We start from the raw sequence: 21,843 nt of genomic DNA on the forward strand, positions 1-21,843 counted from the left end.
CAGCATTAGCCAAAATATATATTCTAAATATTTCTAATGGGATATACATGAGTGATAACCATATAATTAATATAGAATATTATTCATTTTCTTTTATTAATCCTGAAAATACAGCTTTTGACAAGTCAGAGTTTGTTACAAACTTCAAATATTACTTACAAAAATGTATTCATTTACAATTATCAGCTGAGAGATGTGCGAATTATTTTGGTTATGGATATAGATTAATTCAAGTTGAGGTTCCTAATGAGTATGGGGCTGCGGCGCTAACAGTAAGAGAACAAATTTACCCAGGTTTTAGCACAAGCTATATTTATGACCTTAAAGGTAACCAAACTTTTAATTCTCCACACAATCAATTTTATGATTTGGTTAATCATTTTAAAGTTTTAGGAGTGGTTCTAATATTATTTATGGTATTTAGTATTTTAAAGATATTATTATTTACTAAAAATAATACTAATTTTTTAATCATTGTGTTGTCTATGATTATAATATTAAATTTTGATAGTTATCTTTTTTATAATTATTTTAATTTATCTTATTTTTTATGGGTGGTACTAGGTTTATCCATTAATTTTAATTTAAAACGAAATACTGATAAGTTATCAAATGAATAACTACTTTTGTAACACCAATTATATTTTATTTATAATAATATTTTATTAATTTTTAGTTACATAAATTTTTTTGTTTTATAAAACTAAGTAAATAGAAATCGATATCAAGACTATTTGAGAAAAAATTGAAATACTATAATATTTTTTAACACCGTATTTGACTATAGACCTCTTAAATATAAAATCATTGTGTCTTACAAATATTGATTTTTTAATTATAATTCTTTTTAAAAGGACTATTAGAATATCAGACATAAAAAATAAATTTATCAAAAGTGCACTTAACAAATGTCCCATATTTATTAATGAGATTATCATCCATCCAAGAATAAATCCTGCAGGGATAGATCCAGCATCACCAATATACATTTTAAATTTTTTGCCTAAGTTAAATGGTATAAATAAAACACCCACAAAAACCATCAATAATGAAACTTGAAAGTGAAAAATTTCATTGATTATAAAAAATATTATGGACAGTGCAAAAAAACATGTTGTAATTTGAAAGCTAAACATTCCATCATATCCATCAATAAAATTTGTAGAATTAATTATAAAGACCCAAAAAGTTATGGTTAAAATCATATCTATTTTAACTGGAAGCAAACCATTAAAAATTGGAGTTTGAAAATTAAAATCTGGATTTACTGGAAGCAAGGAAACACAAAGGTAAACAATTGATAATTGCAAGAAAAGTCTTGCTTGAAAAGCTATATAATGCAAATCATCATAGAACGAAATTAATGTAAAAATTAAAATAGAGAGTGGTGCCATCCATATATTTGGAATATTAAAATAATAATCACTATACTCAGAAGTGCTAAAATAAATTGAACAAAATATTATAAATGCTAATAAAATAAATGGTACTATTCCGCCAGATGTTAAAACCTTTATTTTTTGAATTTTATTTTTTCCAGGTTTATCAAAGTTTTTAATACTTTTATTAATTTTATAGCTAATAAAAAAGGAAATTAAAATTGTGATAAATTGTAATAAGTAAATCATTAAATAAATTGGTTGTATCTGTGTTTAAACTTATAATATATGAATTTCATATAACTAAAATTTTTTTCGTTTCTTAAAATTTTAATATTCTCAATATTTTGTTTAATAATATTTATTAAATTATTGTTTGATTTCCCACCAACCTTCATATTTATTAAAATTTCGTTGATGTAATAGTATTTACACTTAGTTTTTTTTAAAAATCTATACATAATCTCTATATCTGCAGCATATTTATATTTTAAATTAAATGATCCATATTTCTCATATACTTTTTTTTTTACTATGAAAGATGGATGTGCAGGACTCCACCCCTTTAAAAAACTTTCTTTTAAAAAAATTCCAGCATTCCATCTTCTGGTTATTTTTTTATTTTTTGTGTAAATTAAGTTTCCATATAATAAATCTAATTTATTATCTTTTTTGAATATATTAACAATTTTTTCTACTACTTTTTTGTTATAAAATGTATCATCTGAATTTAGTATGAAAATAATTTTACCTCTGGCTAATTTAATACCCTTATTCATGGCATGGTAAATTCCCTCATCCTTTTCAGATATTAAAATAGAAGTTTTTTTTCTCATATTTTTTTTGATTATATTAATTGTATTGTCATTCGAACCACCATCTATAATAATATGTTGAATATTTTGATATGATTGTTTTTTAACTGAAATAATTGTTTCTAAGATTGTTTTATCACTATTAAATGTAGCTGTTATTATTGTTATTTTTGTCATGATTAAATCATTATTTATCAGCTTAAAATTTACTCAAAAGTATTTACCACATTAATTATTCTTTTTATCTCATTCTTTTTGAGATTTGGATTAATAGGCAAACTCACACATTGCTTCGCAAGTATCTCTGAATTTAGAAATTTTTTATTTTTAAAATATTTTTTTAATAATCTTAAATTATTAATGCTAGTTGAATAGTGTATGCCATACTCTATTTTATTTTTTTTTAAATGGTATAAAAATTTTAACCTATTTTTAGTTTTAATTACATATTGATGATAAACACTACCATTTTTATAATCTAATTTTTTTATTTTTGAATTATTTATTTTTAGATTGTAAATTTCAGCAATATTTTTTCTTTTTTTATTTAATAAATCTAACTTTTTTAGTTTTTCGTTTAATATAACAGCTTGTAAAGTATCCAATCTAGAATTTATTCCTAAAATATTACAATCTGATTTATTTTTGTTATTAAATATTCCAATATTTCTAAGTGATAATATTTTTTTATAGTATTTTTTTGAATTTGTTGTGATACAACCAGCATCTCCATATGCACCCAAATTTTTACCAGGGTAAAAACTAAAACACCCGAGGTCACCTATAGAGCCAACTTTTTTTTTAGTTTCACTTTCAATTGCACCATGTGCTTGAGCCGCATCTTCAATAATCTTTATATTCTTTCCTTTTATTATTTTTTTTATTTCGTGTATCTCTCCAGGGTTTCCATACAAATGAACAACAATGATTACCCTTGTTTTTCTATTTATTTTTTTTGATAAATCATTCAAATCAATATTTGAGTTGTTTTTATTTATATCTACTAAAATAGGCGCAAGATTATTATTAAGAACTGAAGTAACTGTAGATTTCCAAGTCATAGCAGGAATTATTACTTCTGAATTTTCTTTTAAGTTAAGAGACTTTAGAGCTAAATATAAGGCGTCGGTCCCGTTTGCAACACCAATGGCATATTTTGTATTACAATACCTAGCAAATTTTTTTTCAAACTCACTTACTTCTTTTGTAAGAATAAAATTATTATTTTTTATTGCCCTAGAAATATTAGCTAAAATTTTTTTAAATATTTTTTTATCTTGATTGTAAATATCTAAAAATTTAATATGAGACATAAACTTTTTATATGACTATTTTTATTAAATCTCAAATTATAAAAGTAAAATTTGGTAAGAAAATTAAAGTGATTGAACCAGTCAACTTATATGGTTGTACCATTGAGGATAATTGTTTTATAGGACCATTTGTTGAAATTCAAAAAAATGTTTTAATTAAAAACAATACTAGAATTCAAAGCCATACTTTTATTTGTGAAAAAGTAACAATTGGTAAAAACTGTTTTATTGGTCACGGTGTAATGTTCACAAATGATAAATTTGAAAGTGGAAAACCAAGTGGTAAAAATAAAATTAAATCTACATATGTGGGCAATAATGTATCAATTGGTAGCAATAGCTCCATTTTACCAATTAAAATTTGTTCAAACGTAGTTATTGGTGCTGGAAGTGTGGTTACAAAAAATATTACTAAAAAAGGAACGTATGCTGGTAATCCAGCACGCCTTATTAAAAAAACTTAAATTTCTTCTGATATAGAAAAGACGTATCCAAATAAAATCGAATATATTATTATATTCATAGAGGCATACACACTACCCATTGAGGCAATTGGCCATAAGTTAGCGAACAAACCTAATACTGCAAAAGTATGATTAATATTTTTAGTTCTTATGCAAATTTTAATTTGATTGTAATAAAAAAATAGAAGAATAATAACAAAATAAAAACCACCAATAAATCCATTTTCAGAAAATATTTCTAAGTAAATATTATGTGGATGAGTTGAACATCTATATTTTGAAGCATAGCTATCAATTTTTTCATATTCCTTTTTTTGACATTCATATCTAAAACTTCTAGTTCCAGAACCAATTATAGGATTATTTTTTAAAATTTCTATTGTAGTTAAAAAGTGCGCACCCCACATGCTATCTTTAAAAGAAATTTCAACGTTCAATAAATCTGAAATTTTATTTATACTTTTTTTGTTTCCACTATCATCAAAAGTAGGTTTCACAATTCCACTACCTGTAGAAAAAAGAGATAGATATCTTTTTTTTAAAGAAGTATCACCAATCAGTGTTGTAGTTAATATAATTAGAGTTAAGGCTGAGTAAGTTATAAATAATCTAAATTTTTTTTGGTATAGAACGACGAGACCAATAATAAAAAAAATCAATAAAGATGTAATAAAAGGCATTCTTTCTTGGCTAACTAAAATCATAAAAATCATAAAAATAAAAAAAGCAAATGAAGTTAAATAATTTTTTTTAAAAATTAAAAAACTACCAAGAATCACAGGGCACAAAAATTTTACTATGAACGATCCTACTATTTGTTCGTCTCCAAAAACACCAGTTAACCTTTGTCGATGTATATTAGTTAAATCTATAGTATTACCTAGTAGATTAAATCCAAAATAGTATTGAACGAGAGAGTCGAATGCTACAAAAAGAGTTGTAAAAAATATTGACAATAAAAATAGATTATTTTTTTTATATATTTTTATAAAGTACTGAATAGATAATATTAATATTGGGTATCTAATTAATAATAGATTCTTTAGTATAATTTTCTCAGTATATTCAGAGCTTACTGAAGATATTAAAAAAACTATATAAAGCAATAGTAATGATAAAAACCATTTTTGTTTTAAATATTTGAAGTCCTTATTTTTAATAAGTTCAAAACATATTCTTAAGATAAAGATTGTAGATGCAAAATTGAATGCTGCAGCACCAATTATTAAAGAGAATAATAAAAGGAAAAAATATAGATTTATAAATTTGTTATTTAAGAACATTTTTTTTGAAAATGATATTGATACTACTTCTTTTTTTAATTGCAATTTTTTCAAATTTTCTACATTCTTTGATCAGTTTTAATTTTCCATCAAAATATGTATGTGCTTTATACCCAAATTTATTTAACTTCAAAAAAATTTTTTCAAAATTATTGGAATTATATTCTATAAATAAAAGTGGCTTATCTTTCTTCAGTACGCTTGTGATATGAGATAAAACTAAATGCTCAGATCCTTCAACATCAATTTTAATAATTCCAACTTTATTTTTAAGCTTAGGTAGCTTATCAAACTTAAATTTACTTTTTTTATATTCAATTTTTTGTTCATCTAAATGTGTAAATTTTTTAATTCTATCTTTTAAAAGCATTAAGTCTGAGGAACCCCACAATGATAGCTGTCTATTATTACAATAAGGAAAATAAATATTTTTTCTTTCTTTCTTACCAATACCGTAATTAAATGTTTGTATGTTTAGATTTTTTGTAACATTTTGCAATTGCAGATAAGTATACTTGTTTGGCTCAAATGAAATTATTAAATTATTAGGAAAAAACTTTCTAAAAACAATAGCTGACTCTCCCCAATGGGCACCAATATCTAATATTATCTCATTTTTTTTAAGTAAAAATTTTTTGAAAAAAAACCAATCTTGTTCATAAGGTAGTAAAAAGTTAAACTTTCTAATTATAAAATTAGATAATAAAATTAAAGTCAGGTTCGATTTAATTATTTTTTCTAATTTAGTGTTTCTCAAATATCTGAGCATGAAATAATTAATATTTGATTAAACAATATATTGCCGAAAAAGCATCTTTCAGTCCAATTTTTTTTCCCTCATTGTATGATCTCATTTCATAGCTGACAGGGACCTCATACATATTCAAATTTAGTTTAGATAATTTTCTTATTAACTCAACTTCTATTCCAAATCTTTTTTCTTTTAGATCAATTTTTTTTAATATTTCTTTTGATACAGCTTTGTAACCACATTCTATATCTGTAAAATTTGTATTAGATTTTAAATTAACCAAAAAAGTAATTAATTTATTGAAAACTGTGTGATAAAAATAACCTATTTTACGTTTATTTTTTGTCTGAAATCTTGTCCCAATGACAAAATCAGCACTTTGATTTACAAAAGGTTCAATTATGACTTTTAAATCTTGAGGATTGTATTCTGGATCTGCATCTTGAACTATGACTAAATCTCCTGTCGCAGCTGTAAATCCTCTTTGTAAACAATAACCCTTTCCTAAATTTTTATCATTTTTGATTAATTTTAATTTAGGATTGTCAATTTCATCAACTATTTTTACCGAGTCATCTGTTGAGCCATCATCAATTACCAAGATTTCAAATGGATCAATATTTTCAAATACGTTAGTTATTGTTTTTTTTATAAAATTTTCTTCATTAAAACAGGGAATTAATATAGATATTTTCATAGCATGTCTTTTATAACGCCTTATTTATTTGTTACTGGCTTTTATAGTTTAACACTTTTTTTTCAAGAAAAGAGTAAAATAAATTACAATAATTTATTGTTTTCAATAATGTCATCTATATTGTTGATTGGTCTATTATTCCCAATAATTTATCTGACAGAGTATGCACAATATATAATTTACTCACTTTTTTTTTTGTCAATGATAACTTTATTGAGGTTTGTCTATTATAAACACACAATAATTAAAAGAGATGTTGTTAAAAATAAATGGTTATTTATTGCGTATTTTTTTTTCTCATTCTTAACTTTAATTCCAATTAATGGAGCTGACAGTTATGCTTATCATTTAGCTTGGCCTAAAAGTTTAATTGATAACTCAACATTGTTTTTCGATAAATCGTTCATGGAGTTTGGTGTAGTTGGCTTGGGAGAAATAGTAAACTATATAGGTTTATCAATAGGTTTAGAAAATTTACAATCATTTTTAGCATTTACTGTTTTAACTTTTTATCTATTTAAAGAAAAAAGATTAAATAAATTAATTTATTTTTTAGCAACACCAATTTTTGTAAAATTTATTTTTGATCAAAAACCGTTCCTATTACCAGCTATTATTCTAGTAATATTTTTAAATGAATTTATCAATAAATTTGAAACAAAAAATATTAATAAATTAGATTATTTAGGAATTTTACTAGCTATAAGTTTTTTTGCGAATACCAAATATCCATTCATTGTTATTAGTTCAGTCATATTACTATATATGTTTTTTTTATGTAGGAATTTAAAAAATTATAGTTCATTTTTTTTATTAGCTATATTAGTTTTTATTTTCAATTATTTGCCAGTTCCATTAATTAAATTTTTAGAATTTTCAGATCCATTTCATCCTTTTCTCAATGGATTTTTTAATGATTATAATACTGATGTGGAACGTTTAAAAAGTATGTATACAAGTTGGGATGGTTTTTTAGCAAAAGAGTTTAGCCCTACTTTAAAATTGCTCAGAAATATTTTTAATTTTGTTATACCAACATCACCATTTTCATTTTTAGATGTTTTTGGTGTATCTGCAGTCCTAATTTTTATTGCGCGATTTAAATCGAGTATTAAACGAAATATATTTTTTATATGTTTTATTACTACTGCAGTATTAGTGGGATATACAAATTTTCAATCTAGATGGTTCATGCTTGCATTTTTATTTATAGCCATTTGTCATGACCACTTAATTTTAAAAAAAAATATAAAAAATATATTTGATTATATGTCATTTGCATTTTCAGCCATGATAGTATCATTATTTATTCTATTTTTTCTTAAGGTTTCAACCATTACGTATAATAAAAATTTTGAGGAAGCAAAAAATGAACACATCTACTTATATAAAGATATAAAAGAAATAGAACAAGTATCAAAAGATTCTAAGATCTTATCAAACACTAGAGGAAAATTTCATTCTAAAAATTTAGTTGGATATAAATACAAAAATTATAGTAATAAAGCTTTAGTCAATAATTATGATGAAATAAAATTTGGCTTTTTTTCTATTGGATCAGATAAATCTTATACAAGTGAATTTCTTCAAAATGAAACAATACTTTCTAATTTTAAAACAGATTGTTATATGATTCTAAAAGTTTTTAATTCAAAAGTTGCAAAGAGAAACTTTCTTTCAAATGATCAATATGAAAGCTTTGTATTTATTAAGTTTATTAAACCCTATAGAGAATGCATTTAGTATGGAGTTAACTTTTAATAAACAAAAAAACATTTTCTTTTTTATCTATTAAACTAAATCCTTTGTTCAAAATATAACTATTAAGTTCATTCAAATCTTTTTTTGGTAAGTGATTTTCTAAAAGAATTGATGCACACTTGTCAAGCCAAGCATTATTTTTTTTTATAACATTAATTTCTTCACCTTCAATATCCAAAACTAACTGAAAATTTTTGATTTGATATTTTTCTATTATATAATTAAGTGAAATTGTATCTACATAATCTACATTTTTCTTTTTAAAATTGTAATCTAATGCCTGATTGCTGATAGTATTTGCCATATCACTCTCATATGTTTGAAATTCAACCTTTTCTTTTTCACTATCACTTAAAGCATAATTTAAAATTTCTAATTCATCTAAATTGAATTTGTTAATATTAAAGTTATTATGAATAAGATTGTTCATTTTTTGATTAGGCTCAATCATAATCAATTTTTTATTTTTAGCTTTTTTTTTTAAATACATTGAAATAAGCCCTATGCCAGCACCTGCTTCGATAATATCTGTATTATCAAGCATCTTCTGAAGCATCACTCTTTCTTTTTTTTCATATAGATCAAATTTCATTAGAAATTTTGATATTGGGTCAAAATTTAAGGGAACCTGATAGATATAATCTTTTGTTTTAAAGTTAGTTTCATTTTTAAATAAAAATGATATTAATTTTATAACTGGCAAAAATATTTTAAACTTTATGAGGTAATAATAAATTTCCATGGTGTCTAACTACATTAATAAAAAAATTATTTCAATATGTATTCCAATTAGAAATGAAAGTAAAAACATTGAGCCAATGTACAGTCAACTTAATGAAATTTTTAAGAATGATCTAAAAGAATATGAATTTGAAATTATATTTACAGACAATCTGAGCACTGATAACTCATTTCAATTAGTAAAAAAAATATCTGTAAAAGACAATAGGGTTAAGGGATATCAATTTTCAAAAAATGTTGGCAAAGAAAGATCTCTGCTATTTGGTTTTCAGCAAGCTATGGGAGATGCTATAATACAAATAGATTGTGATTTCGAAGATCCTCCTGAACTTATCCCAGATTTTGTGAAGAAATGGGAAGAAGGAAATGAAATTGTTTATGGAATAAGAAAAAAAAGAAATAAAGATTTATATGCCTTTTTTAGACATTCATTTTACAGAATTATTGATTTAATTTCAGATGATAACTTGCCAAATGATTCTGGTGATTTTAGACTGTGTGATAAAAAGGTTGTTGATAAAATTATCGAAGTTAATGATCAAGACCCATATGTCAGAGGTTTAATTTCCTCGATAGGCTATAAACAAATAGGCATTAATCATAATCGAGGCATAAGAAACAATGAAAAATCCAAGTTTAATTTTTTTAATTATTTTAATAATGCTCTAAATGGAATAACAAATCACTCAATTGTTCCTTTGAAAATTGCAACTTATCTTGGTTTCTTAGTTTTTTTTATATGTTTAATTTTAACGATTTTCTATTTATTTCATGCTGTTACTACAGGAAGTAAATCTCCTGGCTTTACAACTCAAACGCTCTTAATTCTTTTCGGAATAGCATTTAACTCAATATTTTTAGGAATCCTAGGTGAATATGTCGGCAGAATTTATAGGCAGGTTAAAAAGAATGATATATTTATTATAAAGGATAAAACTTAAGTTTAATTAAAAATCCCTTCAGGGTTTTTTTTGTATAATTTATTTAATTCAATTTTATCTTTAAGAGTATCCATGCAAGCCCAAAATCCACTATGTTTAAAAACCTTTACTTTTTTTAACTTAATAAATTTTTGTATAGGCGCATGCTCGAAGAAAGTCGAAAAATTTGGTATATAATTTAAAACTTCATAATTTATTACAAATACACCAGCATTAATCCAGTTGTTATCATTTTTGTTAATATTTTTTTTTTCATTAAAGCTAACTAAATTAGTTCCTCTACAGTAAGCTAAACCAAATCTATTTTTTGGTCTTGTAATACACATTGTAATTTTTGCATTAGTTTTATTGTGTTGTTTGATTAATTTATCAATTTTTATGTTATGAAGACCATCACCATAAATCATCATAAAATTATCATTTTGTTTTAACTTATTTTTAATTTTAAGTAGTCTACCTCCAGTACCTGTATTTAAACCAGTTTTAATAAATGTAATTTTTACATTTTTTAAATCTTTGTTTAAAAAAATTATAGAAGAGTCTTTTTTATTGTATTTGAATGAATATTTTTTGCTTGCCAGTTCTACAAAATAATCTTTTATCAAGTTTCCTTTGTAACCAAGGCAAATTATGAATTCCTTAATATTGGAAGACGCAATATATTTTATAATATGTTGTAATATAGGCTTTCTGCCTATTTCAACTAGAGGCTTAGGTTTGATTTTAGTTTCTTCAAAAAGTCTAGAACCAACACCACCGGCTAATATAACACATTTCATTTTTATCTATAATCTAAATATTTACTTAATTGATTTTCAGAAAAATTATCTTTCTTTGTTTTAAAACTTTTTAAATACCAGTCAAATGTTAAATCTATTGACTCAGCTGTATTTAGCTTATTTTTAATATTTAATTTTTTAAATAATTTGGTTGAATTGAGATTCAAAAATTTTTTTTCAACATTTTTACTTTTAATTAATTTAATAACAATTTTTTTAGATATTTTTTTTTCAATCATTTTTATAATATTTTTTACTGAATAGTTTTTTTTAGTTAAAGGACCAATATTCCATATTTCAAAATTAAATTTTTGTAGAGTATATTTTTTTGAAGCTATAAGTGCATAACTGTTTATAACATCAAATATATGTTGCCAAGGTCTTGTATGATTAGGGTTTCTAATTTTTAAAATCTTTTTTGTTTTTAATGAATTTGCAATATCTGGTATTAATCTATAATTAGACCAGTCTCCACCACCTATAATATTTCCACTTCTTAAAATATTTATTGAAATATTTTTATTTTTTAAAAAAGATTTATAGTAACTTAGGCAAATAATTTCTGCACAAACTTTTGAGGCACTATAAGGATCTTCACCTCCTAAAATGTCATCTTCGGTAAAATATTTTTTTATTTCAGAATTTTGATAAACCTTGTCAGTTGTAATTATATTTACAGATATTTTTTTTTTAGTTTTGGAAGTTCTTATAATTTCCATTAAGTTTAATGTGCCTACAGTGTTTGATTGAAATGCATCAGTTGGATATTTATAACAATCTTTTACTATAGCATTTGCAGCAAGATGAAACACAAAATCAGGATTTGATTTTTTATAAAATTTTCTTAAATTATCATCATCTAAAACATCCCCTTCTTGAAAATATATTTTTTTTTTTAAATTAAGTGTTTGAAATAGGCTATTTTTAAATGGAGGTTTTTTAGAATATCCATAAATTATAGCACCCATTAACTTAAAATACAAAATTAACCACCCACCTGTAAAACCAGTACAACCGGTAATTAGTATTTTTTTGTTCTTAAAAATATTTTTTTGCATTTATAAAATTTCTTTATTAATAGTTTTTTATGTATATTGGTAAATATAGCAATGAAATTTTCATTAACATTTTTTAATAATATTAAAAAAATAAATTTAACTGGGTATAATTTATTCTATTTATACTTACTATTTGTATTTATAATCTTAATTATAAATTTCATATTTAGTTATTTATATACAGTCAAATTTCCCAATATAGTTGGAGATAATAACCAATTCATTTTAGAAAATGTTGGTTTTAATTTTGGTCAAATAATGAAGAACCTTGAATTAGGTAATGGGCTTAAGGCTACGTACTTTGGAATAGATTATTATGTATCAAGAATGCCACTTTTACCATTAGTACTGCATTTTTTGTACAACTATGTATCAGAAAATTTTTATGTAATATTATTTGTAAAAAATATTTTTTTCTTTTCAATCATTTTTTTTATATTGGTCAATTTAACAATTAAAAATAAATTTTTATTTTTACTAATTTCTTTAATGATATTTTTATACAATCCTCATAATTTAATAACTACACTTTCGATTAACTTTGAAGAGGGAATTTTAAATTACTTAATTATTATATTATTTTTACTATTTTATTCAGAATTTAAATATCGTAATATTTATATAGGACTAATAATAGCGTCAATTTTTTTTCTTAAATCTTCTATGATATTTTTGTGCACGGGGTTAAGTATTTTTTTTCTTATTAATGACCATAAAAAAAGAATTTTTAATTATTTTCCGATCATGATTTTTTTGATCTCTAGTTTATCTTGGGGAATTTACTCTTATCAAAAAACTAAGGTTTTTGCTTATGGTACAAATTTAGTGTCGTATAATTCTTTCACTCTAAATCACGCCTATAATGAAAAATTTAATTCAATTTATCCAGAAATAAGCCCGGATACTCTTACTAAAGAAATTGAAAATAAACTACCTAAGAATATTTTTAAAGATGAATGGGAAATTAATGACTACTATTTTAAAGATAGTATAAATTATTTAAAACTGAACCCTTATGAGGTGTTCCTAAGTGTCCTAAAAAAAATTCAAGTTATATTTATTTATCTTAATAAAGATTCACAATTTTTAGATCAAAATAATCAATTAATAAATGAACTTAGAATTTCAAATATTCCAAACAAAATATTGTTTATAACTTTTACTTTTTTAATAATCAAAAATTTTATTTATCAGAGATCATCTAAAAATATTTTTATGATTCTTTTAGTTTTGTTATATTTTTTTCCTTACATGGTAGGTTTTATTTATACTAGACATTGCACATCATTGTACATGATTGCATCATTCTATTTATTTTATGAATATATTTATATTAAAAAAAAATTAGACTTTTTTTAAAAAAAATAAGAAACCATTTTTTTTAATAATTTCAATATTTATTTCATATGGTGTGCATGGAGCCTTACTGTACATACAATAACCTTCTTTTTGTATAAAAATTTTTTTTCCATTAATCATCTTAAAATTTAATAGAACTTTTTTATTATCATTGTTATGTGAATTATATCTAGGAAAAGGATAATTTAAATATTTTTCTGTAAATATAATTCTATTAAAATTCTTTAATAGAAAGGCTAAGAAAAAAATAAAAATTAAAGAAAAAAATAATTTGTTAGAGGTGCTATTAAATTTTCTTTTAGATAATAAATAAGCGAATGGAATAGAAACGAGACTAACAATAATTGAATAAGCATATCTATAATCAGGTGTTTTAAGAAACCAGATAGTTGTCAAAAAAATTAGGATTGAAGTAAGTGTCATCATTTTTGGATTATGGTGTTTTTTAACATTCTCAGACTTAAAAATTAACAAAATGTAGATTGTTAATAATAGCAATATAAAGGCAAATAATTTTTCTCTTTGTTCATTTGTAAATTTTTTTAACCATGTATTTACCCAATTAAAATTTTTTATATACTCTTGCTGCGTTGTACTAATTCTATTTTTATATGATGGCCAGTTCTTAGAAAATGCCTCGTTTTCTATTGATATTTTTTTAACACTAATAATATTTGTCCATTTAATTTTTTCTATACAGGTTGAATGAATTGGAAAAATTATACACCCAGAAATAATTATGTTTTTAAATAACCATAATATGCCAAACAATAAAATAAAGTAAAATTTGAATTTTTTTAATATTGAAATTGAAATTAAATTATTTTTGATCAACAATATTAATGGTAATAGCAAAACTCCAACTAGAGTAAATTTATTAAGCACAACAAATACACTTAAAATACTTAAATTTAAAATTTTTTTTAAATTTATTTTTTTATTTGAATTTAAATATTCAGAAAATAAATAAAAGGTAATAAAATGTGCAGGTGCATCATTTCCATATTCACTATATCTATTCATTTTAAAAAAAATGTATATGAGTATTGAAAGTATATAAAAAAAATGAAAATCATAATTATTATTTTCTACAGCGTTACGAAATTTAATTAAAAAATTAATAATAATAGTTGATGCAATTAATGCACTTGGAATAACAATTCCATTAATGCCAAAAAAGATATTAAGATTTATTGCAGAAAGATATTGTAATATCGATGTGTGTCCATATCTAAAATGCAAGTTAGTTAAACCAAAAATAATTTTTTCTTCATTTAATATGTTTACAAAAGGTAAATGATATAATCCTGCATCTGGTCTATACGTGTGAGATGCAAACAATAATATTGTTGATAGAAATGAACCAAACAATAAAAAAGAATAAAATTTTTTAGTATTAAGCTGTTCTCTAAATTTAATAAAAATTAATAAACACGGTATAAAAAGTAATGAATTTATGTTTTTGGAAAGGGGAGCAAAAAAATTTATTACTAATGCTATAAATGAAATTGTAATAATGCCATAAATTACCAAATCAGTAAAGTATGTGTTATTAGCTTCAGTCTTTTTTTTTATAAAAAAGCCAAAAGTAGAGTATAAAAATAACGTACAGAACGAGTAAAAAAATATACTAAGCATTTATATGAACAATACTCCTCAAAGTAATATAGTTTCTATTATAATTCCATGTTTTAATGAAAAAGATACTATTAAAAAGATTATTAATTTAATTCACAAAAATAATAAATTTAAAAAAGAAATTATTTTAGTAGATGATTTTTCAACAGATGGAACCAGAGAGATAGTTAAAAAATTTACTAAAAGTTTTGTAGACAAGGTTATATTGCATAAGTTTAATAAAGGTAAAGGGGCTTGTATTAAGACAGCTAGTAAATATTTAAATGGAGAAATAATTTTAATTCAAGATGCAGATTTAGAGTATAGTCCTAGTGATTATGACAGGTTACTAAACCCAATTAGAAAAAATAATTTTAAAGTAGTTTATGGATCGAGGGTATTAAATACCAAGAGATATAATTCAAAGAATTTTACATCAAAATATAGGATATTTTTCAATCATGTTTTAACTATCCTATCAAATATAATTAATAAGCAAAATTTAACTGATGCTCACACATGCTACAAAGTCTTTAAAAAGGAAATATTTAAAAAAATTAATTTAAAAGAAAATAGATTTGGATTTTGTCCAGAAATTACTACAAAAGTCAGTTTGTTAAATGTTAAAATCCATGAAGTGCCTATAAGATATAATGGAAGAAGTTATAAAAATGGAAAAAAAATATCCATGTTGGATGGTCTTAGAGCAATTTACTGTTTATTTTTTTATAGATTTTTTGAATTAGGTTTTTTAAAAAAAAATGATAAACAATAATTAATTTATATTATGAAAAAAAAAGCATTAATTTTTGGTGTAACAGGTCAGGATGGTTCTTATCTTTCAGATTTTTTAATCAAAAAAGGTTACCATGTTCATGGTGTTGTAAGAAGATCATCTTCTATAAATACAAAAAGAATAGACCATTTATATCAAGACCCTCATGAAAAAAAAATTAATTTTTCTTTACATTATGGTGATGTTACAGATTCAATTTCCGTTTCTTCTTTAATTAAAAAAATTCAACCAAATGAAATCTATAACCTAGCAGCACAATCACATGTTGCAGTTTCTTTTGAGGTTCCCGAGTACACAGCAAATGCCGATGCATTGGGTGCGCTTAGAATTTTAGAGGCTATAAAGTTTCATAAGCTTATAAAGAAAACTAAATTTTATCAGGCTGGAACATCTGAAATGTTTGGCAAGGTAACTGAGATACCTCAAACTGAAAGAACTCCATTTTATCCAAGAAGCCCTTACGGTGTGGCAAAAGTTTATGCTCACTGGATAACTGTAAATTATAGGGAGGCTTATAAAATTTTTGCTTGTAATGGAATTTTATTTAATCATGAAAGTCCTGTTCGTGGTGAAACATTTGTTACAAAAAAAATAGTTATGGCATTGTGTAGAATAAAATCAGGAAATCAAAAAAAATTATATTTAGGAAATTTAGATGCAAAAAGAGATTGGGGACATGCTAAAGATTATGTTGAGGCAATGTGGAAAATGCTACAAAATAAAATTCCCAAAGATTATGTCATCTCTTCTGGTAAACAATATTCAGTAAGAAACTTTATTGACTTGGTATTAAAAGAATTAAGAATTAAGAATTATTGGAAGGGACAAGGAATTAATACCAAATGTTATGATAAAAACGATAACTGTATCATTGAATGTGATAAGGCTTATTTTAGACCATTAGAAGTAGATACTTTGTTGGGTAATTCAAAAAAAGCTAGAAAAGAATTAAATTGGAAGCCAAAATATAATATAAAAAGTCTAGTTAAAGAAATGGTAGAATCCGAAATAAAAAATTAAGCAAACATGCATAAAAAAAATAGCAAAATTTATGTTGCGGGACATAATGGACTTGTTGGTAGTGCAATAGTTAGAGAATTAAAGAGAAATGGTTACAAAAAAATTATTACCGCAAGTAAGAAGAAATTAGATCTTACTGACTCAGTTAAAACTCTTAAATTTTTGAAAAAGAATAAGCCAAAATTCATTTTTATTGCTGCTGCTAAAGTTGGAGGAATATACTTCAATCAAAAACATAAGGCTGAATTTATTTATCAAAATTTAACAATACAATCTAACCTCATACATGGTTCATATTTGTCTGGAATTAAAGATTTGATATTTTTAGGTTCCAGTTGCGTTTATCCAAAAAAATGTAAACAACCTATAAAAGAAGATTATTTACTAACTGGAAAGTTAGAGGAAACTAATGATGCTTACGCAATTGCAAAAATTGCAGGCATTAAAATGTGTCAAAGCTATAACTATCAATATAAAACTAATTATAAGTGTTTAATGCCAACCAATACATTTGGTGAAAAAGATAAATATGATAAATTAAACTCTCATTTCCTTCCTGCTCTTATTAAAAAAATACATGATTTAAAAATTAATAAAAATAATAAACTTATATTATGGGGTAATGGTAAGGCGAAAAGAGAAATTATTCATGTAGATGATTTAGCAAATGCTTGCGTTTACTTTATGAATAAAAAGACCAAACATTTCATCATAAACATTGGCACAGGAAAAGATTATAATATCAAATATTATGCTAATTTGATGAAAAAAATAATTTTACCTAATAAAAAAATATTTATTAAATTTGATACTTCAAAACCAAATGGAACCCCAAGAAAAGTTTTAGATGTTTCGCTTGCAAAAAAATATGGATGGAAATACAGGATAAATTTAAATGAATCTATTCAAAAAACATACAAATCTTACTTAAATGAAATCTGTTAAAAATATCATTATTGTAACGGGTGGAGCAGGATTTGTTGGATCAAATTTAATTTTATTACTATTAAAAAAAACTAAGTTAAAGATTATTAGCTTAGACAACTATAGCAGTGGAAAAAAAATTAATCATATAGAAAATAATAGAGTTAAATATATTAATGGTTATACAAAAAATATAGCCTCTATTTTTAAAGATAAAAAAAATAAAATAAAAACAATTTTTCATTTTGGAGAATTTTCAAGAATATATCAAAGTTTTTTAAATATGAATGAATGCATTGATTCCAATTCTATAGGCACTAATGCAGTTTTTAATTTTTGCTTAAAGTATGATATTAAATTAATATATTCAGCCACATCTGCGAGTCTTGGTAACAAAGGAAGAGATAAGAACTTATCCCCATACGCATTTACTAAATCAAAAAATTTAGAAATGTTAGAAAACTTAAAAAAATGGTTTAAAATGAAATATGAAGTAATTTATTTTTATAATGTATATGGTCCTGGGCAAATAGAAAGTGGACCTATGTCTACAGTAATTGGAATTTTTGAAAATTATTATAAAAAAAAAAACCATTACCAATCGTAAAGCCAGGCACTCAATCTAGAAGATTTACACATATTAATGATACGATAAATATTTGCTATTTAGCATGGAAAAGAAACCTTTGTAGACATTATAGTATCTCAAATAAAAAGAGTTACTCAATTAATCAGGTGGCTAAATTATTTAGATCAAAATTATATTATTTGCCTCCCAGGAAAGGCGAAAGATATGCATCTGCTTTAACAAGGTTTAGTCAATCTAATAAGATATATAGCTATTTTGGTAGCTTAAAATTATCAGATTATGTGAATGATTTCCTTAAAAAGCATAATAATAAACTTAGATTTAATTGATAAAAGTTTGTTTACAATAAAATTAATTTAGGTATAAATGCGGCGCCGGTGATTATTGCGAAGGAGTTATACCCGATCCCATTCCGAACTCGGAAGTCAAGCCCTTCAGCGCCAATGGTACTTTGTCTTAAGACACGGAAGAGTAGGACATTGCCGGCTATAAAAAATATTATGAAAATTAAAAGCTCGTTAAAATCATTAAAAAAAAGAGACCTTAATTCTAAACTTGTTAGAAGAAGAGGAAGAGTTTACATAATTAATAAAACAAACCCAAAATTTAAAGCAAGACAGAAGTAGTTTTTATGGAGAACCAAGACCATAAAAGTACCTGGAATAATTTCACAAAGTTTGTGTTGTGGGGAACTGTCGCTGTTATAGGTGTTTTAGTTTTAATGGCAATATTCTTACTATAGAGTTTACTCTATGAGAATCGTTTCAATTTTAGAAAATCAAAAAGTAGAAAAAAGAATAGCAATCACTCCTGATATTGCAAAAAAATATATAGCTCTTGGTTTTAAAATTTCTATAGTTGAAAAATATGGAGAACACTTAGGATTTAAAGATAGCGACTATAAGGAGTTAGGTGTCGAAATCTCAAGTAATAAATCTGAAGTTTTAAATAGTGCTGATATCATTATTCAATTAGGTTTATTATCAGATGAAAATATATCAAATTTAAAAGAAAACCAAACTTTAGTTGGGGTGTTTAATCCCTATGTAAATAAAGAAAAAATAGAAAATTTATCTAAAAAGAATATTAATATTTTTTCCTTAGAAATGTTACCCCGAATAACTAGAGCTCAATCAATGGATATTCTCTCTTCACAAGCCAACCTTGCTGGCTATAAAGCAGTAATAGAGTCGTTCGCAAATTTTGAAAAAGCAATACCAATGATGATGACTGCAGCGGGTACAATTCCGGCAGCAAAAGTATTGGTGGTTGGTGCGGGTGTGGCTGGCCTTCAAGCTATTGCAACTGCAAAAAGAATGGGTGCCATTGTTTTTGCAACAGATGTTAGAATGGCTTCAAAGGAACAAGTTGAAAGTTTAGGAGGAAAATTTTTAACAGTTGAGGGTTCAGAAAATTTAGAGACGGAAGGTGGTTATGCAAAAGAAGCATCTGAAGAATTTAAAAAAAAACAAGAAGATCTTTTAGCTGAAACTTTAAAGAAAATTGACATTGTAATATGTACTGCTCTAATCCCAGGTAAAAAAGCTCCATTAATTATTAAAAGCTCTATGATTGATAATATGAATTCTGGATCAGTTATTTATGACTTAGCTGCAGTTCAGGGTGGAAATGCAGAATTTACTGAAGTTGATAAAGTTGTGGTAAAAAATGGAGTAAAGATTATGGGTGAAACAAATATTTTAAATAAGCTTCCTGTTTCGGCTTCAAATCTATATTCAAAAAATGTATTTAATTTTGTGTCCAATTTATATGATAAAGAAAATAAAAAGATTAATATTAATTTAGAAGATGAGATAATTGAGAAAACTTTAATAAAATAGATTTATGGAAATAGACCCTTTTATATTTAGATTAAGCATATTTATTTTATCAATTTTTATTGGTTATTATGTTGTATGGAGCGTAACTCCATCTTTACACACACCATTAATGTCAGTTACTAATGCCATATCGTCAGTAATTATTGTTGGTGCTATAATCGCAGGGCTAGCTGGAAGTGCAGACAATGTATTTACAGTCTCTAATATTCTCGGTTTTTTAGCAATATCACTTGCAGCTGTTAATATATTTGGTGGATTTTTGGTCACTCAAAGAATGCTACAAATGTATAAAAAAAAGAAGAAAGATAAATAATTATGTCAGCAAATTTATCAGCAATATTCTATTTAATTTCAGGGGTTCTGTTTATATTGGCATTAAGAGGTCTTTCATCTCCAGAAACATCAAGACAAGGGAATTTCTTTGGAATTATAGGTATGGTGATAGCCATTACAGTTACTTTTTTATCGGTTGGAAGTTTTTCTAGTGGACTAATTTATGTACTAATTTTTTTACTGGTTGGAGGACTTATAGGGGCATTCATAGCTTACAAGATACCAATGACGGCTATGCCAGAATTAGTGGCAGGGTTTCACAGCTTAGTTGGATTATCAGCAGTTTTTGTTGCAATCTCAGCTTTTTTGAATCCTGAAGCATTTAATTTAGGATCAGTAGGCTCTATTAAACTTGCAAGCTTAATCGAGATGTCAATTGGTGCTGCAGTTGGTGCGATAACATTCTCAGGTTCAATAATTGCTTTTTTAAAACTTCAAGGAATAATGTCAGGGTCACCAATCACTTTTAAGGGGCAGCATTTTCTTAATGCTTTATTGTTAATTTCAATTCTAATTTTAACTTACTTACTTTGCTCATCGCAGTCATCTAGCTTTTTTTGGATATTAATAGCAGTTTCATTTCTAATTGGGTTTTTATTAATCATTCCAATTGGTGGAGCAGATATGCCCGTGGTGATTTCGATGTTAAATTCATACTCTGGTTGGGCTGCTGCAGGAATTGGTTTTACTTTAGAAAATACCGCATTAATTATAACAGGTGCTCTTGTTGGATCTTCTGGTGCAATTTTATCCTACATAATGTGCAAAGGTATGAACCGTTCTTTCTTTAATGTAATTTTAGGAGGGTTTGGTGCAACAGAACAGTCGGCATCAACTGGAAATAAAGAACAAAGGCCAGTTAAGAGTGGTAATGCGGAAGACGCAGCTTTCTTAATGAAAAATGCATCATCAGTTATAATTGTTCCAGGTTATGGAATGGCTGTAGCTCAAGCACAACATGCGCTAAGAGAAATGGTAGATACCTTAAAGAAAAATGATATTAAAGTTACTTATGCAATTCATCCTGTTGCAGGAAGAATGCCAGGACACATGAATGTATTATTAGCTGAAGCTAATGTTCCATATGATGAAGTATTTGAGCTAGAAGAAATTAACAATGATTTTGCTAATGCAGACGTTGCATTTGTAATTGGGGCAAATGATGTAACAAATCCTGTTGCAAAAACTGATCCACAAAGTCCAATCTATGGAATGCCAGTTTTAGATGTTGAAAAATGTAAATCAGTATTATTTGTAAAAAGAAGTTTATCTCCTGGATACGCTGGAATTGATAATGACTTATTTTATAAAGAAAATACTCTGATGTTATTTGCAGATGCAAAAAAAATGACTGAGGATATAACTAAAAATCTTTAAAATTA

Annotated in this window: 23 protein-coding genes, 1 rRNA gene and 1 pseudogene; 15 read left to right on the top strand and 10 right to left on the bottom strand. The window is 24.9% G+C overall.

Annotated elements, in window-relative coordinates:
• The first annotated feature begins 47 nt into the window (after positions 1-47).
• Positions 48-620 carry a hypothetical protein gene (locus AC5SL9_RS00805; RefSeq protein WP_494574137.1) on the top strand — a complete coding sequence of 191 codons (573 nt, stop codon included), beginning with the start codon at positions 48-50 and terminating at the stop codon, positions 618-620.
• Between the two features lie 75 nt (positions 621-695).
• On the opposite strand, the gene AC5SL9_RS00810 is transcribed toward AC5SL9_RS00805, so the two are convergent.
• The 3 genes from AC5SL9_RS00810 to AC5SL9_RS00820 are packed head-to-tail and all read right to left on the bottom strand — an operon-like array spanning position 696 to position 3,507.
• The gene (locus AC5SL9_RS00810; protein ID WP_494574138.1) at positions 696-1,628 is read right to left on the bottom strand and encodes a hypothetical protein; all 933 of its coding nucleotides are present in this window, start codon (positions 1,626-1,628) and stop codon (positions 696-698) included.
• Positions 1,628-2,371 carry a glycosyltransferase family 2 protein gene (locus tag AC5SL9_RS00815; RefSeq protein WP_494574139.1) on the bottom strand — a complete coding sequence of 248 codons (744 nt, stop codon included), beginning with the start codon at positions 2,369-2,371 and terminating at the stop codon, positions 1,628-1,630. The genes AC5SL9_RS00810 and AC5SL9_RS00815 overlap by 1 nt, the downstream gene beginning before the upstream one ends.
• Before the next feature lie 29 nt (positions 2,372-2,400).
• Positions 2,401-3,507, bottom strand: coding sequence for a DegT/DnrJ/EryC1/StrS family aminotransferase (locus AC5SL9_RS00820; protein WP_494574140.1), 1,107 nt, complete (start codon positions 3,505-3,507; stop codon positions 2,401-2,403).
• A gap of 11 nt (positions 3,508-3,518) precedes the next feature.
• On the opposite strand from AC5SL9_RS00820, the gene AC5SL9_RS00825 reads away from it, so the two are divergent.
• Complete coding sequence (locus tag AC5SL9_RS00825; RefSeq protein WP_494574141.1) at positions 3,519-3,971, top strand: acyltransferase; 453 nt, start codon at positions 3,519-3,521, stop codon at positions 3,969-3,971.
• On the opposite strand, the gene AC5SL9_RS00830 is transcribed toward AC5SL9_RS00825, so the two are convergent.
• Genes AC5SL9_RS00830 through AC5SL9_RS00840 form a run of 3 tightly spaced genes read right to left on the bottom strand, consistent with a single transcriptional unit; the run spans position 3,968 to position 6,702 of the window.
• The gene (locus AC5SL9_RS00830) at positions 3,968-5,254 is read right to left on the bottom strand and encodes an O-antigen ligase family protein (RefSeq protein ID WP_494574142.1); all 1,287 of its coding nucleotides are present in this window, start codon (positions 5,252-5,254) and stop codon (positions 3,968-3,970) included. The genes AC5SL9_RS00825 and AC5SL9_RS00830 overlap by 4 nt on opposite strands.
• Entirely contained in the window at positions 5,241-6,023 is a 783-nt protein-coding gene (locus tag AC5SL9_RS00835) for an FkbM family methyltransferase (protein ID WP_494574143.1), read from the bottom strand. The genes AC5SL9_RS00830 and AC5SL9_RS00835 overlap by 14 nt, the downstream gene beginning before the upstream one ends.
• A 7-nt stretch (positions 6,024-6,030) precedes the next feature.
• On the bottom strand, positions 6,031-6,702 hold the full coding sequence (locus AC5SL9_RS00840; protein ID WP_494574144.1) for a glycosyltransferase family 2 protein: 672 nt from the start codon (positions 6,700-6,702) through the stop codon (positions 6,031-6,033).
• 201 nt (positions 6,703-6,903) lie between these two features.
• Here AC5SL9_RS00840 and AC5SL9_RS00845 point away from each other — a divergent pair, with 201 nt between their 5' ends.
• The gene (locus AC5SL9_RS00845) at positions 6,904-8,445 is read left to right on the top strand and encodes a hypothetical protein (protein WP_494574145.1); all 1,542 of its coding nucleotides are present in this window, start codon (positions 6,904-6,906) and stop codon (positions 8,443-8,445) included.
• 7 nt (positions 8,446-8,452) lie between these two features.
• Here AC5SL9_RS00845 and AC5SL9_RS00850 read toward each other — a convergent pair whose 3' ends face one another.
• On the bottom strand, positions 8,453-9,055 hold the full coding sequence (locus AC5SL9_RS00850; RefSeq protein WP_494574146.1) for an FkbM family methyltransferase: 603 nt from the start codon (positions 9,053-9,055) through the stop codon (positions 8,453-8,455).
• Between the two features lie 148 nt (positions 9,056-9,203).
• Here AC5SL9_RS00850 and AC5SL9_RS00855 point away from each other — a divergent pair, with 148 nt between their 5' ends.
• On the top strand, positions 9,204-10,145 hold the full coding sequence (locus AC5SL9_RS00855) for a glycosyltransferase family 2 protein (protein ID WP_494574147.1): 942 nt from the start codon (positions 9,204-9,206) through the stop codon (positions 10,143-10,145).
• A 2-nt stretch (positions 10,146-10,147) separates the two neighbouring features.
• Here AC5SL9_RS00855 and AC5SL9_RS00860 read toward each other — a convergent pair whose 3' ends face one another.
• The gene (locus AC5SL9_RS00860; RefSeq protein ID WP_494574148.1) at positions 10,148-10,924 is read right to left on the bottom strand and encodes a sugar phosphate nucleotidyltransferase; all 777 of its coding nucleotides are present in this window, start codon (positions 10,922-10,924) and stop codon (positions 10,148-10,150) included.
• Between the two features lie 2 nt (positions 10,925-10,926).
• Positions 10,927-11,982, bottom strand: a complete 1,056-nt coding sequence (gene rfbG, locus AC5SL9_RS00865; RefSeq protein WP_494574149.1) for a CDP-glucose 4,6-dehydratase — start codon at positions 11,980-11,982, stop codon at positions 10,927-10,929.
• Between the two features lie 51 nt (positions 11,983-12,033).
• Here rfbG and AC5SL9_RS00870 point away from each other — a divergent pair, with 51 nt between their 5' ends.
• Positions 12,034-13,341 carry a hypothetical protein gene (locus AC5SL9_RS00870; protein ID WP_494574150.1) on the top strand — a complete coding sequence of 436 codons (1,308 nt, stop codon included), beginning with the start codon at positions 12,034-12,036 and terminating at the stop codon, positions 13,339-13,341.
• On the opposite strand, the gene AC5SL9_RS00875 is transcribed toward AC5SL9_RS00870, so the two are convergent.
• Entirely contained in the window at positions 13,327-14,979 is a 1,653-nt protein-coding gene (locus AC5SL9_RS00875; RefSeq protein ID WP_494574151.1) for an LIC_10190 family membrane protein, read from the bottom strand. The genes AC5SL9_RS00870 and AC5SL9_RS00875 overlap by 15 nt on opposite strands.
• A 4-nt stretch (positions 14,980-14,983) precedes the next feature.
• On the opposite strand from AC5SL9_RS00875, the gene AC5SL9_RS00880 reads away from it, so the two are divergent.
• The 10 genes and pseudogenes from AC5SL9_RS00880 (at position 14,984) to AC5SL9_RS00925 (ending at position 21,838) form a co-directional block, all read left to right on the top strand.
• Entirely contained in the window at positions 14,984-15,733 is a 750-nt protein-coding gene (locus AC5SL9_RS00880; RefSeq protein WP_494574152.1) for a glycosyltransferase family 2 protein, read from the top strand.
• 12 nt (positions 15,734-15,745) lie between these two features.
• A complete protein-coding gene (gene gmd / locus AC5SL9_RS00885; protein WP_494574153.1) occupies positions 15,746-16,774 on the top strand; it encodes a GDP-mannose 4,6-dehydratase in 1,029 nt (342 codons plus the stop codon).
• Positions 16,775-16,780: 6 nt separating this feature from the next.
• Positions 16,781-17,719: a GDP-L-fucose synthase family protein gene (locus tag AC5SL9_RS00890; RefSeq protein ID WP_494574154.1), complete on the top strand. Its 939-nt coding sequence runs from the start codon at positions 16,781-16,783 to the stop codon at positions 17,717-17,719.
• Positions 17,706-18,616, top strand: a pseudogene (locus tag AC5SL9_RS00895) (NAD-dependent epimerase/dehydratase family protein). The gene AC5SL9_RS00890 and the pseudogene AC5SL9_RS00895 overlap by 14 nt, the downstream one beginning before the upstream one ends.
• Positions 18,617-18,660: 44 nt before the next feature.
• A 5S ribosomal RNA gene (gene rrf / locus AC5SL9_RS00900) occupies positions 18,661-18,775 on the top strand.
• A 12-nt stretch (positions 18,776-18,787) separates the two neighbouring features.
• Positions 18,788-18,913 (top strand): type B 50S ribosomal protein L36, encoded by a 126-nt coding sequence (ykgO, locus tag AC5SL9_RS00905; RefSeq protein WP_006997331.1) that lies wholly within the window; start codon positions 18,788-18,790, stop codon positions 18,911-18,913.
• A 5-nt stretch (positions 18,914-18,918) separates the two neighbouring features.
• Positions 18,919-19,029: an aa3-type cytochrome c oxidase subunit IV gene (locus AC5SL9_RS00910; RefSeq protein WP_494574155.1), complete on the top strand. Its 111-nt coding sequence runs from the start codon at positions 18,919-18,921 to the stop codon at positions 19,027-19,029.
• Between the two features lie 10 nt (positions 19,030-19,039).
• On the top strand, positions 19,040-20,128 hold the full coding sequence (locus AC5SL9_RS00915) for a Re/Si-specific NAD(P)(+) transhydrogenase subunit alpha (RefSeq protein WP_494574156.1): 1,089 nt from the start codon (positions 19,040-19,042) through the stop codon (positions 20,126-20,128).
• Positions 20,129-20,132: 4 nt separating this feature from the next.
• Positions 20,133-20,441 carry a proton-translocating transhydrogenase family protein gene (locus AC5SL9_RS00920; protein ID WP_494574157.1) on the top strand — a complete coding sequence of 103 codons (309 nt, stop codon included), beginning with the start codon at positions 20,133-20,135 and terminating at the stop codon, positions 20,439-20,441.
• A 2-nt stretch (positions 20,442-20,443) separates the two neighbouring features.
• The gene (locus AC5SL9_RS00925) at positions 20,444-21,838 is read left to right on the top strand and encodes an NAD(P)(+) transhydrogenase (Re/Si-specific) subunit beta (protein ID WP_494574158.1); all 1,395 of its coding nucleotides are present in this window, start codon (positions 20,444-20,446) and stop codon (positions 21,836-21,838) included.
• Positions 21,839-21,843 lie beyond the last annotated feature (5 nt).

It is taken from the genome of Candidatus Pelagibacter sp. PS_37 (genome assembly GCF_059417825.1).

Excerpts from the sequence above, each read along its gene's own strand:
- AC5SL9_RS00850 (WP_494574146.1), bottom strand. The coding sequence starts at position 9,055 with ATGAAATTTGATCTATATGAAAAAAAAGAAAGAGTGATGCTTCAGAAG.
- AC5SL9_RS00845 (WP_494574145.1), top strand. The coding sequence starts at position 6,904 with ATGATAACTTTATTGAGGTTTGTCTATTATAAACACACAATAATTAAA.
- AC5SL9_RS00855 (WP_494574147.1), top strand. The coding sequence starts at position 9,204 with ATGGTGTCTAACTACATTAATAAAAAAATTATTTCAATATGTATTCCA.
- AC5SL9_RS00835 (WP_494574143.1), bottom strand. The coding sequence starts at position 6,023 with ATGCTCAGATATTTGAGAAACACTAAATTAGAAAAAATAATTAAATCG.
- AC5SL9_RS00840 (WP_494574144.1), bottom strand. The coding sequence starts at position 6,702 with ATGAAAATATCTATATTAATTCCCTGTTTTAATGAAGAAAATTTTATA.
- AC5SL9_RS00925 (WP_494574158.1), top strand. The coding sequence starts at position 20,444 with ATGTCAGCAAATTTATCAGCAATATTCTATTTAATTTCAGGGGTTCTG.
- AC5SL9_RS00890 (WP_494574154.1), top strand. The coding sequence starts at position 16,781 with ATGCATAAAAAAAATAGCAAAATTTATGTTGCGGGACATAATGGACTT.
- AC5SL9_RS00805 (WP_494574137.1), top strand. The coding sequence starts at position 48 with ATGAGTGATAACCATATAATTAATATAGAATATTATTCATTTTCTTTT.
- AC5SL9_RS00875 (WP_494574151.1), bottom strand. The coding sequence starts at position 14,979 with ATGCTTAGTATATTTTTTTACTCGTTCTGTACGTTATTTTTATACTCT.
- AC5SL9_RS00860 (WP_494574148.1), bottom strand. The coding sequence starts at position 10,924 with ATGAAATGTGTTATATTAGCCGGTGGTGTTGGTTCTAGACTTTTTGAA.
- AC5SL9_RS00870 (WP_494574150.1), top strand. The coding sequence starts at position 12,034 with ATGAAATTTTCATTAACATTTTTTAATAATATTAAAAAAATAAATTTA.
- AC5SL9_RS00825 (WP_494574141.1), top strand. The coding sequence starts at position 3,519 with ATGACTATTTTTATTAAATCTCAAATTATAAAAGTAAAATTTGGTAAG.
- gmd (WP_494574153.1), top strand. The coding sequence starts at position 15,746 with ATGAAAAAAAAAGCATTAATTTTTGGTGTAACAGGTCAGGATGGTTCT.
- AC5SL9_RS00920 (WP_494574157.1), top strand. The coding sequence starts at position 20,133 with ATGGAAATAGACCCTTTTATATTTAGATTAAGCATATTTATTTTATCA.
- AC5SL9_RS00820 (WP_494574140.1), bottom strand. The coding sequence starts at position 3,507 with ATGTCTCATATTAAATTTTTAGATATTTACAATCAAGATAAAAAAATA.
- AC5SL9_RS00815 (WP_494574139.1), bottom strand. The coding sequence starts at position 2,371 with ATGACAAAAATAACAATAATAACAGCTACATTTAATAGTGATAAAACA.
- ykgO (WP_006997331.1), top strand. The coding sequence starts at position 18,788 with ATGAAAATTAAAAGCTCGTTAAAATCATTAAAAAAAAGAGACCTTAAT.
- AC5SL9_RS00810 (WP_494574138.1), bottom strand. The coding sequence starts at position 1,628 with ATGATTTACTTATTACAATTTATCACAATTTTAATTTCCTTTTTTATT.
- AC5SL9_RS00915 (WP_494574156.1), top strand. The coding sequence starts at position 19,040 with ATGAGAATCGTTTCAATTTTAGAAAATCAAAAAGTAGAAAAAAGAATA.
- AC5SL9_RS00880 (WP_494574152.1), top strand. The coding sequence starts at position 14,984 with ATGAACAATACTCCTCAAAGTAATATAGTTTCTATTATAATTCCATGT.
- rfbG (WP_494574149.1), bottom strand. The coding sequence starts at position 11,982 with ATGCAAAAAAATATTTTTAAGAACAAAAAAATACTAATTACCGGTTGT.
- AC5SL9_RS00830 (WP_494574142.1), bottom strand. The coding sequence starts at position 5,254 with ATGTTCTTAAATAACAAATTTATAAATCTATATTTTTTCCTTTTATTA.
- AC5SL9_RS00910 (WP_494574155.1), top strand. The coding sequence starts at position 18,919 with ATGGAGAACCAAGACCATAAAAGTACCTGGAATAATTTCACAAAGTTT.